This is a genomic window from Pedobacter sp. GW460-11-11-14-TSB4, from assembly GCF_059423705.1.
This window is the reverse complement of record NZ_JBWKYI010000008.1, coordinates 15,678-31,142: the sequence shown is the minus strand read 5'-3', so window position 1 is coordinate 31,142 and position 15,465 is coordinate 15,678. Positions and strand designations below refer to the sequence as shown.

13 protein-coding genes and 1 other RNA gene are annotated in these 15,465 nt (G+C 38.5%); 11 read left to right on the top strand and 3 right to left on the bottom strand.

All coding sequences use genetic code 11. From position 1 onward, the window contains the following. Positions 1-26 precede the first annotated feature (26 nt). The 3 genes from aroC to AC07YT_RS10150 all read left to right on the top strand — a co-directional run bounded on the left by aroC (position 27) and on the right by AC07YT_RS10150 (position 2,620). Entirely contained in the window at positions 27-1,124 is a 1,098-nt protein-coding gene (gene aroC, locus AC07YT_RS10160) for a chorismate synthase (protein WP_086546826.1), read from the top strand. Between the two features lie 9 nt (positions 1,125-1,133). After that, entirely contained in the window at positions 1,134-1,742 is a 609-nt protein-coding gene (locus AC07YT_RS10155; protein ID WP_086546827.1) for a DUF1684 domain-containing protein, read from the top strand. A 125-nt stretch (positions 1,743-1,867) separates the two neighbouring features. Next, the gene (locus AC07YT_RS10150) at positions 1,868-2,620 is read left to right on the top strand and encodes a LytR/AlgR family response regulator transcription factor (protein WP_086546828.1); all 753 of its coding nucleotides are present in this window, start codon (positions 1,868-1,870) and stop codon (positions 2,618-2,620) included. A 1-nt stretch (position 2,621) separates the two neighbouring features. Here AC07YT_RS10150 and AC07YT_RS10145 read toward each other — a convergent pair whose 3' ends face one another. Both AC07YT_RS10145 and AC07YT_RS10140 read right to left on the bottom strand, forming a co-directional pair. Continuing rightward, on the bottom strand, positions 2,622-4,937 hold the full coding sequence (locus AC07YT_RS10145; protein ID WP_086546829.1) for a tetratricopeptide repeat protein: 2,316 nt from the start codon (positions 4,935-4,937) through the stop codon (positions 2,622-2,624). Between the two features lie 272 nt (positions 4,938-5,209). Continuing rightward, on the bottom strand, positions 5,210-7,630 hold the full coding sequence (locus AC07YT_RS10140; protein ID WP_086546830.1) for an alpha-ketoacid dehydrogenase subunit alpha/beta: 2,421 nt from the start codon (positions 7,628-7,630) through the stop codon (positions 5,210-5,212). 170 nt (positions 7,631-7,800) lie between these two features. Between AC07YT_RS10140 and AC07YT_RS10135 the strand changes: the two genes are divergently transcribed. The 5 genes from AC07YT_RS10135 to AC07YT_RS10115 all read left to right on the top strand — a co-directional run bounded on the left by AC07YT_RS10135 (position 7,801) and on the right by AC07YT_RS10115 (position 12,034). Continuing rightward, a complete protein-coding gene (locus tag AC07YT_RS10135; protein ID WP_086546831.1) occupies positions 7,801-8,193 on the top strand; it encodes a DUF1573 domain-containing protein in 393 nt (130 codons plus the stop codon). A gap of 62 nt (positions 8,194-8,255) precedes the next feature. After that, the gene (locus tag AC07YT_RS10130; protein WP_086546832.1) at positions 8,256-9,455 is read left to right on the top strand and encodes a pyridoxal phosphate-dependent aminotransferase; all 1,200 of its coding nucleotides are present in this window, start codon (positions 8,256-8,258) and stop codon (positions 9,453-9,455) included. 153 nt (positions 9,456-9,608) lie between these two features. After that, positions 9,609-9,974, top strand: a transfer-messenger RNA (tmRNA) gene (gene ssrA, locus AC07YT_RS10125). Between the two features lie 259 nt (positions 9,975-10,233). After that, a complete protein-coding gene (locus AC07YT_RS10120; RefSeq protein ID WP_086546833.1) occupies positions 10,234-11,502 on the top strand; it encodes a site-specific integrase in 1,269 nt (422 codons plus the stop codon). Next, positions 11,492-12,034, top strand: a complete 543-nt coding sequence (locus AC07YT_RS10115; RefSeq protein WP_086546834.1) for an ORF6N domain-containing protein — start codon at positions 11,492-11,494, stop codon at positions 12,032-12,034. Before AC07YT_RS10120 ends, AC07YT_RS10115 begins: the two co-directional genes overlap by 11 nt. A gap of 92 nt (positions 12,035-12,126) precedes the next feature. Here the strand turns inward: AC07YT_RS10115 and AC07YT_RS10110 are convergent, their stop codons facing one another. Then, on the bottom strand, positions 12,127-12,693 hold the full coding sequence (locus tag AC07YT_RS10110) for a UPF0758 domain-containing protein (protein WP_086546835.1): 567 nt from the start codon (positions 12,691-12,693) through the stop codon (positions 12,127-12,129). A 180-nt stretch (positions 12,694-12,873) separates the two neighbouring features. Between AC07YT_RS10110 and AC07YT_RS10105 the strand changes: the two genes are divergently transcribed. The 3 genes from AC07YT_RS10105 to AC07YT_RS10095 all read left to right on the top strand — a co-directional run bounded on the left by AC07YT_RS10105 (position 12,874) and on the right by AC07YT_RS10095 (position 15,341). Then, entirely contained in the window at positions 12,874-13,269 is a 396-nt protein-coding gene (locus tag AC07YT_RS10105; RefSeq protein ID WP_086546836.1) for a hypothetical protein, read from the top strand. Positions 13,270-13,572: 303 nt separating this feature from the next. Then, entirely contained in the window at positions 13,573-14,139 is a 567-nt protein-coding gene (locus tag AC07YT_RS10100; RefSeq protein ID WP_086546837.1) for an RNA polymerase sigma factor, read from the top strand. Between the two features lie 68 nt (positions 14,140-14,207). Next, on the top strand, positions 14,208-15,341 hold the full coding sequence (locus AC07YT_RS10095; RefSeq protein WP_086546838.1) for a FecR family protein: 1,134 nt from the start codon (positions 14,208-14,210) through the stop codon (positions 15,339-15,341). Positions 15,342-15,465 lie beyond the last annotated feature (124 nt).

Here is a 15,465-nt window from a genome sequence, read left to right as displayed (position 1 = left end):
TCAATCTATAATTCAATCACTAAATAATGGCAGGCAACTCATTCGGACAACTATTTCGCATCACCACTTTTGGCGAATCTCATGGCGTAGCCATTGGGGTAATTATTGATGGCTGTCCGGCGCAATTGGATATCGACATGGATTTTATCCAATCAGAACTGGATAAACGTAAACCGGGTCAATCCAAAATTACCACCCAAAGAAAAGAAAGCGATACCGTACAGATTTTATCGGGTGTGTTTGAAGGAAAAAGTACAGGTACGCCTATTGCACTTTTAATTCCGAACGAAGATCAGCGGTCAAAAGATTACGGTCATAATGTTGATGTTTATCGTCCCAGCCATGCCGATTATGTTTACGATGCGAAATATGGTATCCGCGATCACCGTGGCGGAGGTCGTTCCTCAGCCCGCGAAACAGCTGCCCGAGTAGCCGCCGGGGCAATTGCCAAGCTATTTTTAAAGCAGCAGGGCATTGAAATTTTTGCACATGTAACTTCAGTAGGTACCATAGAAGCACCTAATTTAGAAAGCAATGATTTATCGGCTTTGCTGCAAATCAGGGAAGAAAATATTGTACGTTGTGCTGATCCTGCAACGGCACACGAAATGATTGAATTTATCGATTCGGTTCGTAAAGATGGTGATACCGTTGGCGGAAAAATTGGCTGTGTAGTTAAAGGCTGCCCTGCGGGTTTAGGCGAGCCTGTTTTTGATAAATTACATGCCGATTTAGGTAAAGCCATGCTCAGCATTAATGCGGTTCATGGTTTCGAATACGGCTCAGGCTTTGCCGGAAGCGAATTAAGAGGATCGCAGCACAATGATATTCCTCAGCCAAAAGCTGCCGATTCGAAAGTTTTTAAAACCACCACCAATTATGCCGGTGGTATTTTAGGGGGCATTTCTAACGGAATGGATATTACCTTCAAGGTAGCTTTTAAGCCAGTTGCCACCATTATGCATAACCAACAAACCATTAATGCAGCTGGTGAAGCCTCAGAGATTAAAGGAAAAGGCCGACATGATCCTTGTGTGGTACCCAGAGCGGTAGTTATTGTTGAGGCCATGGCAGCACTTGTTTTAGCCGATCAGTTTTTAAGAAACAAAGCCAGCATTATTTAATTTGCATTAATGAGAATTATTACCTTCTTACTGCTATTGATCAGCATGAATAGCTTTGCACAAAGTTATGCTGAACAGATCGCAAAACATCGTGAAGCCTATAAACAGGATTTCATTAAAGACGAACGGTCTCCACTGAAGAAAAACGACCTGCAAAACCTCCACTTTTATGAGGCAGACAGTGCCTATAAAGTTTTGGCTGACGTGGAAATACTGAAGAATGAAAAAGTTTTCAAAATGCCTACATTTAATGGCTCCAGCAGCGATTACTATAAATATGCACATGTAAATTTCGTTCTGAATGACCAAAAAATTCAAATGACTTTATATCGAAGTGTTGCTTTATCAACCAACCCGGTTTATAAAGATCACCTCTTTCTCCCTTTTACTGATGAGACCAACAATAAGGAAACCTATGGCGGCGGCAGGTACATCGATCTGGACGCAAAAGAAATCATAAACAACCACATCGAAATCGATTTTAATAAAGCCTATAATCCTTATTGTGCCTATAGCGACGGATACCGTTGCCCTGTTCCACCAGAAGAAAACGACTTGCCATTGGCCCTAAAAGCAGGCGAGAAATTATATACTGGTGAAAAGAAACATCAGAAATAAAAGTTAATGTTACGTTTATCTATAAAATGATACCTGGATTGTATTATAATCCACATTTTAACGTAAATTACAAACATTAAGTAATAATAAGTGTTCTCTAAATAAATTATATAACCTATCCCTAAATGACGTACAGCTGTTTAATTGTTGATGATAACGAAATTGAAAGAGATGCCATAGAAATGCACCTCAAAAAAATCCCATCATTAAATATTATTGCTGTCTGTAATAACGGTATAGAAGCTTCTCAAATTTTAACCAGTACCCCGGTAGATATCGTTTATTCTGATATTGATATGCCAGAGCTGTCTGGTATGGATTTACTAAAAAGCCTTAAAAAACAGCCGTTATTTATCTTTATCACTTCATTTAGTGAGTACGCCGCAGAAAGCTTTAACCTGGATGCCCTTGATTTTATTGTTAAGCCGGCAACATTCGAACGCATATTAAAAGCTACCAATAAAGCAATTGAGTATATTGAATTGAGAAAACAGGTTAATAAACTTCCTGTTGAAAATTTAAACAACGAAGATAAAGACGACGATTATTTCTTTTTTAGGGAAACTAAAGGCATTACCAAGCTGAAATATAATGATGTGATTTATATTGAAAGTATGGGTGATTTTTCGAAGCTGTTTACCAGTATCGATAAACATGTGATTTTGGTCAGCCTAAAAAATTTAGAAAAACAATTGCCTTCGAAAATTTTTTCAAGGGTACACAAACAGTATATCATTAACATTAACCATATTGTAACCTTAACCAATCACGAGGTTCATTTAGATCATAACTTCCTGGTTCCAATTAGCGCTTCAAACCGTCAGGAATTACTGGAGAAATCCATTGACAAGAAAATTCTGTCGAGATTTTTAAAATAAGTTATTTCTTCAAAATAATTTTAAAATAACTTCCGCCTGCCGGATTAGTATCAGCGCTGATTTTACCGTCCATTAAGCTAATAAAGGTTCTACAGAGCAATAAACCTAAACCAGTACCTTTTTCTTTATTGGTACCCAAGGTGCTCACACCCGCCCCCAAATAACCTGCTTTATTAAAATGTTCGACCTGTACGGCTGTTAAACCGATACCCGTATCTGAAATTTTAATTTCCAGCGAATTTCCATTAGAAACTGAATTTATGGTGATGGCACCACCATTTGGCGTAAACTTAATGGCATTACTAACGATATTGCGAATAACCAGCATAAACATATTCGAATCTGCTTTGCAAAATGTTTTGGCTGGCACTAAATTCTCGATAGCTAAGTGCTTATCATTGGCGTTATCCTGTAAAGAAAGGATGACCTCATTAATCAGCTCATGAACGTCTAATGCTTCTAAATACGGATTAAATCCCTGCATCTGGCTTGCCGCCCAATTGAGGAGGTTCTCCATCATGGTGGAGGTATAGGTGAGGTTATTTTTTAGTGATGCAGCATATCGGTTTAACTTCTCTTGCTCAATATTGCCACCTTCCAATAACTGCATAAAGGAAATTAACGAATTAACAGGGGTACGCATATCATGACTTACCACACTAAAAATACGATCCTTAACCTTACTTAATTGCTCTAACTCCCGTTTTTGAGTATTGATGATCTTATTCAGCCTGGTGGTTTTCCGCTGATTAAAAAATATAACAACCGCAATAACCAGAATAAGTGTAGTGGCTATGGTCAGGAATAATTTTACACGTTCATCAAATTTAATCTGCTGTACCTGTTTACTAATCTGTTTATCCTTTATTCCGGCGGCTAACTGTGCTTCGAATTTAGCATTGGCAAATTTGCTATCCTGAGCCAAGCGCTGAATATCGAGATCGGCTTTTGCTTTTTGAAAAGTTAACAGATCCAATGCTTTTTCTTTATCGCTCAACACCAATTGCTGCCTTTTTAATGCAAGTTCCTGTTGTTGTCTTTTTAACTCGCCTTCTGTCAGTTTCTGCTTCAGTAAATAATCGCGCTCTTTAATGCCAAAATCGAGCTGCATCTGCCTCCTGGTGATTTCTTTTTCCTTTTCCTGGTCGAAAATCTTATCCCTAACGGCAATATACTGCCTGTAATAGGCTAAGGATTTGTTATAGTCTTTTTGTTTTTCATATACAGCACTCAGCCCTAAACTTGATTGTTTTTCAATATCCAACAACCTGTTTTCTTCTGCAATTTTTAAGCTGTTATTGAGTAATACAATTGCATTTCCTAAATCATTTTCTTTTTGGTAAAAGTTTCCCAAAGCATATAAACTTGCCGCATAAGCCTCCTTATCTTCGCCCGATTTATTGAGCTCAACCGATTTTTGATATGATTTTAACGCCACATCCTTTTGCCCTATCGAACTGTACAAGTCGGCAAGGTCTCGTTTAACGGTTGCCACTAATCCTACATCTCCAATCGCTTCTGATACCCGTAACGATTTGTTGTAATACTCTAAGGCCAGTTTTATTTTCTGGCCAGGCACTACATTCATCTCCGTTAATTCACGATCTGAAGCCTCAAAATAATTGGTTCCAATCAGGCCATAAACAACGGCTACACCTCTTGTATTTTCGCCTTCCTTAGCAAAAACCTTGAGTGCCATGTTCATGTACACCAGTGCCTGACTCTGATTACCCAGACTCTGATAAATGGCAGAAATATTGGTATAACAACTTGCCATATCGGTTTCGTTGCCCATTTTTTCGTAGATGGCTATTGCTTTTTGGTTAACTTCTAATGATTTGACATAATCAGGAATACTGCCATATAAAGCTCCCAGATTGAGGTAAGTACCGGCTACCATATCCAAATTGCCTATTGAGGAAAACTCAGCAACTGCATTTTGATAGTTTTCTTCTGCCTTTTGATAATCAGACCTGCCATGATACATTAAGCCTCTGCGGTAGTAGGCCATGGCCGAGAATTTTTTTAGGTTTTTCTCATGCGAAAGCTGAATGGTTTTATCTACGTATTCTTCCGCTTTATCTACATTTTTCATCCTCATGTATTGGCGGTAAACTTCCGTCAATATTTTGATTTTGGTAGAGTCTGATTTTAGATTATTATAATTTAAACTTAAAAGGCTATCCAGTTTCTTCTGCGGCGCACTCACCTGGCTAAAGCCGGCTTTGCATAAAAATAAGAAAAAGAGCAACAGCATGCCTTTTTTAAAAAAACACACTTTACTAACGAACTGAGCATTTACAAGATAGCGCTTCATTTGCAGGTCAAACCAATGAATTATTTTTACTACAAAATGAGCATGAAAAATCTTGAAAATGACAGCGTTTCATATCCGGGATGAGATAAAACATACTGAAATAACAAAATAGAATTTGGTTTATAAAAGTAAGTAAAAAACTGATCAATAGGTAACTGGTTTTTTACCTTTTCATCAAAATCTTAATCATTTTAAGCTTCAACCAAATAAGAAACTGATTGTAAACCCTTTAAATTATTCAGCGGGTTAAATCTTTTAGCTTATCTACGCTATTAAAAAAATGAAGGATATTTAACAGGATTGGCATCATGCATCATCTGGTAAATGGTTTCAATAACATCATCAACCGATGGTTTACTGAAATAATCACCATCTGATCCAAACGGCGGACGATGTGCTTTAGCAGACAATGTTTTCGGCTGACCATCTAAATGGAAATAACCTTTTTGTTCTTCCAGTACCTTTTGCAGGATATATGCCGATGCACCTCCGGGAACATCTTCATCCACCACCAGTAATTTATTGGTTTTGGCAAGCGAGTTGACACAAACCTGTGTGGTATCGAAAGGCAATAGTGTTTGCGGATCTATAATTTCTACTGAAATACCCAATAAACTCAATTCTTCTGCCGCTTCCTGGACAATTCTTAATGAAGAACCATACGAGATTACCGTAATATCAGTTCCTTCTTCTAAAACCTCAGCTTTGCCTAATGGAACCGTAAATTCGCCAACATTAACCGGTAGTTTTTCTTTAAGCCGGTAACCGTTTAAACACTCAATTACTACTGCAGGTTCATCAGCCCTGAAAAGGGTGTTGTACATCCCGGCAGCCTGGGTCATATTTCTGGGTACACACAAATGCATCCCTCTTAAGGCACCTAAAATCATGCTGATTGGTGATCCCGAATGCCAGATTCCTTCCAAACGATGGCCACGGGTACGCACAATAACGGGTGCCTTCTGAATCCCTTTGGTACGGTATGAAAGTGACGCTAAATCATCGCTCAGTACATTTAGTGCAAAAATTAAATAATCCAGGTATTGTATTTCGGCAATCGGTTTTAAGCCCCTCATGGCCAAACCAATACCCTGCCCCATAATGGTCATTTCCCTGATTCCGGTATCGGTAATTCTCAGTTCACCATATTTGGCCTGCAAACCAGCAAAACCCTGATTTACATCACCAATATTCCCTAAATCTTCTCCAAAAGCTACTAAACGCGGATCGCGGGCAAAATTTTCGTTAAAGCAGGCATTAAGCACTTCCCTGCCGTCAACCATTTTCGATTGCTCATCATAAGCCGCGTTAACCACTGCAATCATATCCGGGCTTTCTTTACCGTTGGTATGCAGTTTAGAATTATAACGGTCGTAATTAAACTTAGCCTGTTGTTTGTACCATGCCAACAGCTCATTCCGTTCAGGAGAGTTAAAACTAGCCGATAAACGTATGGCTTTCCGGGCTGCAGTAAAAACTTCCCTTCGCTGTGCATCGGCCGTTGAAGCCAGGCTTGCTGCAATTTTAGCCAGCTCAGGTTGATGTTTAGCTACGCCACTAATTAAATCAATTACTTGTTTTTGTTCGGGTTTAATACTATCCAAAAACTCATTCCAGGCTTCTTTTTGTGCATTACGTACAAAAACCTTTGCTTCTTTTTCAATTTCTGCAATCTCCTCTTCGGTTGCTACCGCCGAATCGAGCATCCAGGCACGCATTTTCAGGATACAATCGTGCTCGGTTTCCCAGGATAAACGATCCTTTGACTTGTATCTTTCATGCGAGCCAGAAGTAGAATGTCCCTGGGGTTGAGTAAGTTCGGTCACGTGAATTAAAACAGGTACATGTTCATCTCTACAAACATGTATTGCTTTTTCATATACCTCACATAAAGCGGGATAATCCCAGCCTTTTACTTTATAAATTTCATATCCTGGCTGATCAGCATCACGCTGAAAACCTTTTAACACTTCAGAAATATCTTCTTTTGTAGTTTGATATTTTGCCGGAACCGAAATACCATAGGCATCATCCCAAATCGAAATGGCCATCGGTATCTGTAAGACGCCTGCTGCATTAATGGCTTCAAAAAATACCCCTTCCGAAGTTGAGGCATTGCCAATGGTACCAAAAGCAACTTCATTTCCGTTTACCGAAAAGTTTTTCAGGTAATCGAGTTCTTTATTTTGTCTGAATAATTTAGAAGCATAAGCCAAACCAACCAAACGGGCCATCTGGCCACCTGTTGGAGAAATATCTGATGAGCAGTTTTTAATCTGCGTTAAATCGTTCCAGCTGCCATCTTCATTAACTGATTTTGTTGCAAAATGGCAGTTCATTTGCCTCCCGCCAGAAAAGGGATCTGCTCCTTCGGTTGGATTGGCGTAAAGCTGTGCAAAAAATTCTTTAATGGTAGAAATGCCTGTAGCAAAGGCAAAAGTTTGATCGCGGTAATAACCCGAACGCCAGTCGCCGTTTTTAAAAGCTTTCGCCATAGCCACCTGGGGCACTTCTTTCCCATCGCCGAAAATACCAAATTTAGCCTTCCCTGTTAATACTTCTCTACGGCCTAAAACGCTGGCCTGCCTACTTTCAAAGGCTATTTTGTAGTCGTTTATCACGATCGATTTAAAATCGTTAAAACTGAGTTCGGAAGCATCAATAGTGTTGGTCATCAATTTTTCATTCGGCATAGTAATCAAAGATTGGTTGCGGCAAATATATACAAAATTAAAAGTTTGCCTTTATCCTCCATTGTAAAATTATATATGGATTTGTAAAATATATTTGGAATAGTTTTTGTTTTAATATGAAAACATTAAATTTGTTTTAGAATTTAAAAAATAAATTACAACCACATAACATGAAAAAGATCTTAGTATTATTCGCTTTTGTTTTAGGTTTAGGTATTGCTGTAAATGCACAAACTAAACCTGCAGAGTTTAAATTTGAATCGGAGACGCACGATTTCGGTAAAATTGTTTTGAACAAACCAGTAACATACGATTTTAAATACACCAACGTTGGCGAAGAACCTTTAATTATTACCAAAGCTGAAGCAAGCTGTGGATGTACAGTACCTAAATACACTTCTACTCCATTGAAAAAAGGTGAAACTGGTGTTATTTCGGTAACGTTTAACGCTGCTGCTGGTCCATCTAGTTTTTCGAAAACCGTAACCATTACTTCAAATGCTAAAACACCAATTAAAGTGCTTTACATTAAAGGTGAAACCGTTGCCGCAGCTTCAAAATAATTTTTTAAACGATAATATTTAAAAAGTCCCGATTTTCATCGGGACTTTTTTATTTTTGTGCCATGCCAAAAATTTCACAAAAAGGCGTGCAGATGCCTGCATCGCCAATCAGAAAGTTAACTCCATTTGCAGATCAAGCTAAAAAAGATGGTAAAAAAGTTTTCCATTTAAATATTGGTCAACCCGATATAGAAACACCTGAAGGAATGTTAAATGCCATCAAAAATATTGATTTTAATGTTTGGGCTTATACACCATCAGAAGGTACACTTGCGTACCGTTTAAAACTGACCGAATATTACAATAAACTGGGTTACAATATTACACCTGAAAATATTTTGGTAACAGTTGGTGGCTCTGAGGCCATCACCATTGCGATGCAAACCTGCGTAAACGAGGGCGACGAAATTATCATTCCTGAACCTTTTTATGCCAATTATAATGGTTTTGCCTGTATGAGCAATGTGGTGGTAAAACCAATCCTTTCTTATATTGAAAATGGTTTTGCCTTACCGCCAATTGCCGAATTCGAAAAATTGATTACAGAAAAAACAAAGGCGATCATTATCTGTAACCCCAATAACCCGACTGGTTATTTATATTCAAGAGCAGAATTAGAGGCATTAAAAACACTTTGTGTTAAATACGATCTGTTTTTATTCTCTGACGAAGCTTATCGTGAATTCTGTTACGATGGAAGGGAATTTATTTCTCCAATGCATTTAGATGGCTTAGATGAAAATGTGGTCATAATGGATACGGTTTCTAAACGTTACAGCGCTTGTGGTGCACGTTTAGGTTGTTTAATTACCAAAAACAAGGAAGTTATCGCATCAGGATTAAAATTTGCGCAGGCAAGATTAAGCCCGGGCATGGTTGAACAAATTGCGGGTGCAGCGGCTGTAGATACACCGGATAGTTATTTTGAAAAAGTAAATACCGAATATACTTTACGCCGCGATACTTTAGTTGGCCGGTTAAATCAAATAGAAGGTGTTTTCTGTCCTAATCCAGGTGGTGCATTTTACGTAGTCGCAAAATTCCCAATTGATGATGCGGATCAATTCTGTCAATGGATTTTAGAGGATTTTAACCACAATAACCAAACGGTAATGATGGCACCTGCAACGGGCTTCTACTCTACCCCAGGTTCTGGTAAAAACGAAGTGCGTATGGCATACGTATTAAATACCGATGATTTAAACGCAGCTATGGACTGCCTGGAAGTAGCCTTGCAGCAATACCCTGGAAGAACGGTATAGTTTGCAGTTGGCAATTTCCAGTTTTCAGTTTTAGATGCCAAATATTAGTTTACAGCTATTATTTGGCATTTTATTTGTATATTTGCATTGGTTAATCTGTTTGATGTGTTGCCAAGACCAGGCAGCTGCAAACTGATAACCGCAAATTAAACTGGGGCCGTTCTTGGATTTGACAGGGTGGCGAAGGTTATGTTAGCATGCAGTGCGTTGTACGGAGAGCACTTAAAGTGAACGTTCACATTTTAGTTGGCGAAAATACTTACGCCTTAGCTGCTTAGTTTAGAACTAACTAGCTTTTGTCCCTCTAACTGCTGCATTGTTGGGTTAGAATCCGGGGCATCGAAACAACAAAGCTGGCTTTAAGGAGATACGACTTAAAGTGAGACAAAGTATCTAAGGATTTAAATAAGGTCGGTTTTCAGCCCGTTTATTTCCCTAAAATCAATTGAAAAATAAGCATGTAGAAGGTATAATTTATCTCACAACTGGACAAGGGTTCGACTCCCTTCGGCTCCACTGAAATCAGTATCAAAAATCACTGAAAAACATTAAAAGCCTGCAAATCAACGATTTGCAGGCTTTTGTTTTTTGGTATTTAGTGGCTTTTTTGACCAAATAACGCATATGCGAGGTGAGTAAAGCGGTGAGTAGAACTACGAAAGTTTCGGACTCACCGCTTTAGGGGTTAATCGATTGTTAATCAACTAGTTTACCTCGTACACATCTTGACTTTTTTTGACTGCAATCTTAACTTTATTTCACCTTTAAGATTACTTTTATGAAAAGAAATTTCAGTTTACTTTACTTTTTAAAAAAAGCAAAGACAGATCAAGAGGGTATTTCCTCCATCTACATGAGGATTACAATCGAAAAAAAACGCGTCGATCTTGCAACAGGCAAACAATGCGCAGATACCGACTGGTTGAATGGCAAAGTAGCGGGAAATTCTGCCCATGCAAAAACCATCAACCAATACCTAAGACAATTAGAATCAAAGGTTCATGAATCACATCGTAACCTAATCATGATCGGTGACGAGGTGACGGCCAAAACTTTGGCGGATGATTTTCTGGGAAAAGGAAGCAAAGTAAGAAAACTAGTAGAAGTTTTTGAAGACCACAATAGAGAAATGGCAGAACTAGTGGGCATAGAATTCGCACCAATGACGCTGCTACGTTACCAGACGGCACTTAGACACTTGCGGCAATATCTTCAGGAAAAACATAAAGTCCATGACATTGACATCAAAAAAATTGATCACCAGTTCCTGACGAACTACGAATTCTTTTTAAGGACAACCAGAAAATGCAATAATAACTCGGCAGTAAAGTATATTAAAAATCTTAAAAAAATCATCAAAAGATGTTTGGCAAATGGCTGGCTATATAGAGATCCGTTTGCAAACTTCAAAGCCAAAGTAAGAGTTATTGAAAGACCCTGCCTCTCTGAGGAGCAAGTAAGTTCTTTGGAAATGCGCGAATTTACTAACGAACGACTGAACCGTGTAAAAGATATATTTCTTTTCAGCTGCTACACTGGACTTGCCTACATTGATATTTACCAGTTGAAAAGGTGTGAAATCATTAACAAAAATGGGGATGAAAAGTGGATTATGATTAATAGGCAGAAGACAGGCACTCCAACCCGTGTACCGCTTTTACCTAAAGCCGTGGCCTTGCTCGACAAATATGAAAATCATCCACTTTGTGTTGATCTGGATAAAGCTTTCCCGGTTAGCTCCAATCAAAAAATGAATGCCTACCTCAAAGAAATCGCAGATGTATGTGGCATTAAAATTCCCCTATCCTATCATATTGCCCGCCATACTTTTGCTACAACAATAACCCTTCAGAACGGAGTCCCCATCGAAACAGTAAGTAAAATGCTGGGACATAAGGACATAAGGACAACACAGCACTACGCCAAAACCCTGGATGTAAAAGTGGGCAGAGACATGGCAATGCTGAAAGAGAAGCTTGCGAGAGCAAAACCTTTAGCCAAAAATACCATCTACAACTACACTATAACTAATAATAATGGAAAATAACCCACAACACCCGATCACCGAAGAAACGATCACTGGCAAAATATACCACATAAGAAATCAAAAAGTAATGCTGGACAGTGATTTATCTAATCTTTACCAGGTCGAAACCAAACAGCTTAAGCGGCAGGTAAAGAGAAACCTTTTAAGATTCCCTGCTGATTTTATGTTTGAACTTAGTGATGACGAACAGAAAATCCTAAGGAGCCAATTTGGCACCTTAGGACATGGAACGTATTCGAAATATCGGACTATGGCTTTTACAGAACAGGGAGTTGCAATGCTTTCAAGTGTTCTGAACAGTGAACGGGCCATTCTGGTCAACATCGAAATCATCAGGACATTTACTAAAATTCGTTCAACGATTGCGCAAAGCATAGTTTTAAAACAAGAAATCGATAAGATCAAAAGCCGTCTGGACAATCAGGACAAAAATCTGGAACTTGTATTTAAATACCTAGATGAGCTCATTTCACCAAAGGTTCCTGAAGCTGTTCCAAGACAACGGATTGGCTTCAGACCTGACATAATATAAGCAAGCAAACGCACCTCGGAGGCGATTTGCTTCCGAGGTATTATCAAGTTAGTAGGAAATACTCAGTCAATGAAAAACATTAAAAATCAAGCCTAACTAAAAATTCTTCTCCCCAGCTCGATAGCTGCCAGCACAACACTGGATCGGGCTGAACCAATACCCTTGAACCTTGATAAATCTGCATGTCGTACCGCCGCCAGACATCTCAGATCAGACCCACCGGCTTTAAATATCTGATCGCCGATATCCAAGGCACTGTTGTCAGGTGTCCCTGAGCCAATTAGTATCGCCAGCAACTCAGCAGTTTTCATCTTGTCTCCTCCTGATAAAAGAAGTTTCTCCCTGGGCCTTAACTCCACAGGAAGCCCCTTTATCCCATAGATACGTTCCTGTTTATTTTCATGAAATAAATCAAGTACAGACTTTTCCTTTTCTTCAATCTGCGTGGCAGTGGTAAACAGCGAACAAAACGCCGAAATCAGGAATTCAAAATCTTCTTGAAAAACAACTATCCTACGCATGTTGTAACTACCATCCTGCTGCTCGTCACTTCTGGTTATCTGGATATAGTTAGTATTATTCCTCGCTGTCTTAAAATCAAGAAAAAAATTCCTTCTTCCGGAATTAAATGTTTCTGTGGCAATCGTTCTGTTTTTCATAGCATAAAAAATTGATTAACCCAAAGCTGCATCACAATTACATTTTAAACGGAAATTAACCGATTATAAACGTTTAAAATCGGTTAGCAGTAAATGTTTCATACTTATTAGAAGCTGAGAGAATTACCACTTTTGGCAGATAATACTTAAATTCAATAATGAATCATCAACGCTTAAATTATGAAGACCGACATCGCCCCAATCAAGATCCATTGCGAAGAATGTAATGAAATACTCCACGGGAGAACAGATAAACGCTTTTGCAGCGACCTTTGCCGCACCAGTTTCAATAATCGCCGAAGGCAAAAAGAAGCTGCAATTGATCCGCCCTTCATCCAGGAGATACCCAAGGTTATCCTGAAAAACTACCGTATACTTCGTAAACTTAGTGCTGGAGAGAAAATAACAGTTAAAAAAAGTATGCTTGAAAAACAAGGCTTCAATTTTAAATTTATGACCAGTTATTATACCACTTTAGATGGCGACATCTATCATTTTTGCTTTGATCTGGGGTATCTGCCCATTAAGAGTGATAGAATACTCATCGTCAATCAGCCTTCGCAGATAGAAATCTAACTGACATCAGTTCAAAATACCCACACAAAGCACCGGCAAATACTATTGCTCTTCGTTTGATAGAAATTATCGGAAAAATGAACCGGTACGTTAATGCCTATTTTGCTACAACTCATACCAATTATAACTTTCCTGCTTTAGTTTGGATCAGATAAATATTTTGACAAACAAATTCGGCATAAGACTGATCATGGAACAGTTTTAGATTCCCCCATTCTTCTTGGATTTAAAAAAGTAAAATCATTACATTTGGCTTGCTGATTTTGGGTTTTCCTGGCCCGAGAAGCTTAACCAAATTGCTCTATGACAGAAATGTCGTCTATAACTGAGAAATCACTTTTAAACGCTTTAATCGGAGGCGACAGGAAAGCATTTATTCAAATTTATGAATATTATTGGCTACCCTTATTGCTTCATGCCGAGCGGATGTTGAACGATGAACAACAAGCTCAGGATGTTGTTCAGGATGTTTTTGTCATGCTATGGGAAAAAAGGGACACCTTGATTATTCAATCCTCCATTAAAGGTTTTTTATATGCCGCTACTCGAAATCGGATTCTCAATGTTTTCAAAAAGGAAAAGGTAAAAGCGAACCATTTTAATACATTGGCCAACTCCGAGGAATCCGAAACCATACAAACTGATTATTTAATACGTGAAAAGGAGCTTGAGGCATTGATAGAAAGTGAAATTGAAAAGCTACCACCAAAAATGAGAACAGTTTTTCTGCTAAAGCGTAAAGACCAATTGTCATATAAGGAAATTTCAACAACCTTAGGTATTTCTGATTTAACGGTGAAAACACAGATGAACAAAGCCATTAAGATTCTAAGATTGAGACTGGAAGGCTTACGAATTTTATTTTTCTAAATAAATTAATTCTCCAATACAACATTGCCTTAAGCAAATTGTCCTAAGTATATAAAGGAGAATTTATTTTGGACAAAAACAAAGATCAGCTACTCGAAAAATACCTGTCAGGCCACTGCAGTGAAGAAGAAAGAGCCGCAATAGAACAAGAATATAACCACTTTGCCAAAAGTAAAGAGAATCTGATTAAGCCTGACCAAAATCGGTTAGCGCAAACCAAACTGGCGATGTGGTCTCAGATAGATACTCGTACTTCTCTAAAAAAACGCAATTATACTGGCAGATGGCTTATTGGCGCAGCCGCATCACTGATCATAGTATTTGGACTGTATTATTCTTATCGGAATACTGAAGCCCCCCTACCAGCAGGTAAATCAGCTAAACACCTAACGAGTATTCCTCCAGGTGGCAATAACGCGACGTTAACATTGGCCAGTGGCCATCAGATTATTTTAAACAACCTAAAAGATGGAGCGATCCAACAGGAAAATGGTGTACGTATCCAAAAAAATAAAGATGGAGAATTAACCTATGTATTCGCTGCAAACCAAAACCAGAACGTAAACTCCTATAATACAATTACCACACCACGAGGTGGAAAATATACCGTTAAACTTGCTGATGGCACCCTCGCAATGCTTGATGCGCAATCTTCTATACATTTCCCTGTGGTTTTCCAAGGTAAAACAAGAGCTGTTACCACGACAGGTCAGGTTTATTTTGAGGTAGCCCATGACCCAACAAAACCTTTTATAGTAACTTCTGGCAAACAAAGCATTGAAGTTTTGGGCACACACTTTAACATAGAAAATTATAATGAAAAAGGTGATGCAACTACAACCCTCATTGAGGGAAAAGTTAAAGTCCATTTTAATGGCCGTACCGCAGTTTTAAAGCCTGGTCAACAATCAACTGTAAATGCTACGAAGCCAGAAATTATCGTCGGCACTGTTGATGATATAGAGGAAGTTCTTGCCTGGAAAAATGGATTCTTCAAATTTAATTATGCCGATGTTGTGAGTATCATGCAGGAACTGAGCAGATGGTATGATATAAAAGTTCAGTACCAGGGCAGTGTAGCTACTAAAAGATTTTCTGGTAAAATTTATCGAACCTTAAATTTCGATGAAGTTTTGAACATCCTGAAGTTTTCTAAAATAAAGCTAAAACGGGATGGGAATACGATAACCGTTACCAATTAACTAACCAAAACCAAACCAACAAACTATGCAACTCATCTACACATAAATCCACCTGAGCATTAAAATATAAAAACCGCAAAAGTGATGCAACACTTTTACGGTAAGTTTTATTGAGCTCCCCGTT

What these genes read in the sequence shown, in the direction of transcription:
- AC07YT_RS10135 (WP_086546831.1), top strand. Translation starts at nt 7,801, where the DNA reads ATGAAAAAGATCTTAGTATTATTCGCTTTTGTTTTAGGTTTAGGTATT.
- AC07YT_RS10100 (WP_086546837.1), top strand. Translation starts at nt 13,573, where the DNA reads ATGACAGAAATGTCGTCTATAACTGAGAAATCACTTTTAAACGCTTTA.
- AC07YT_RS10145 (WP_086546829.1), bottom strand. Translation starts at nt 4,937, where the DNA reads ATGAAGCGCTATCTTGTAAATGCTCAGTTCGTTAGTAAAGTGTGTTTT.
- AC07YT_RS10105 (WP_086546836.1), top strand. Translation starts at nt 12,874, where the DNA reads ATGAAGACCGACATCGCCCCAATCAAGATCCATTGCGAAGAATGTAAT.
- AC07YT_RS10155 (WP_086546827.1), top strand. Translation starts at nt 1,134, where the DNA reads ATGAGAATTATTACCTTCTTACTGCTATTGATCAGCATGAATAGCTTT.
- aroC (WP_086546826.1), top strand. Translation starts at nt 27, where the DNA reads ATGGCAGGCAACTCATTCGGACAACTATTTCGCATCACCACTTTTGGC.
- AC07YT_RS10110 (WP_086546835.1), bottom strand. Translation starts at nt 12,693, where the DNA reads ATGAAAAACAGAACGATTGCCACAGAAACATTTAATTCCGGAAGAAGG.
- AC07YT_RS10115 (WP_086546834.1), top strand. Translation starts at nt 11,492, where the DNA reads ATGGAAAATAACCCACAACACCCGATCACCGAAGAAACGATCACTGGC.
- AC07YT_RS10130 (WP_086546832.1), top strand. Translation starts at nt 8,256, where the DNA reads ATGCCAAAAATTTCACAAAAAGGCGTGCAGATGCCTGCATCGCCAATC.
- AC07YT_RS10150 (WP_086546828.1), top strand. Translation starts at nt 1,868, where the DNA reads ATGACGTACAGCTGTTTAATTGTTGATGATAACGAAATTGAAAGAGAT.
- AC07YT_RS10140 (WP_086546830.1), bottom strand. Translation starts at nt 7,630, where the DNA reads ATGCCGAATGAAAAATTGATGACCAACACTATTGATGCTTCCGAACTC.
- AC07YT_RS10120 (WP_086546833.1), top strand. Translation starts at nt 10,234, where the DNA reads ATGAAAAGAAATTTCAGTTTACTTTACTTTTTAAAAAAAGCAAAGACA.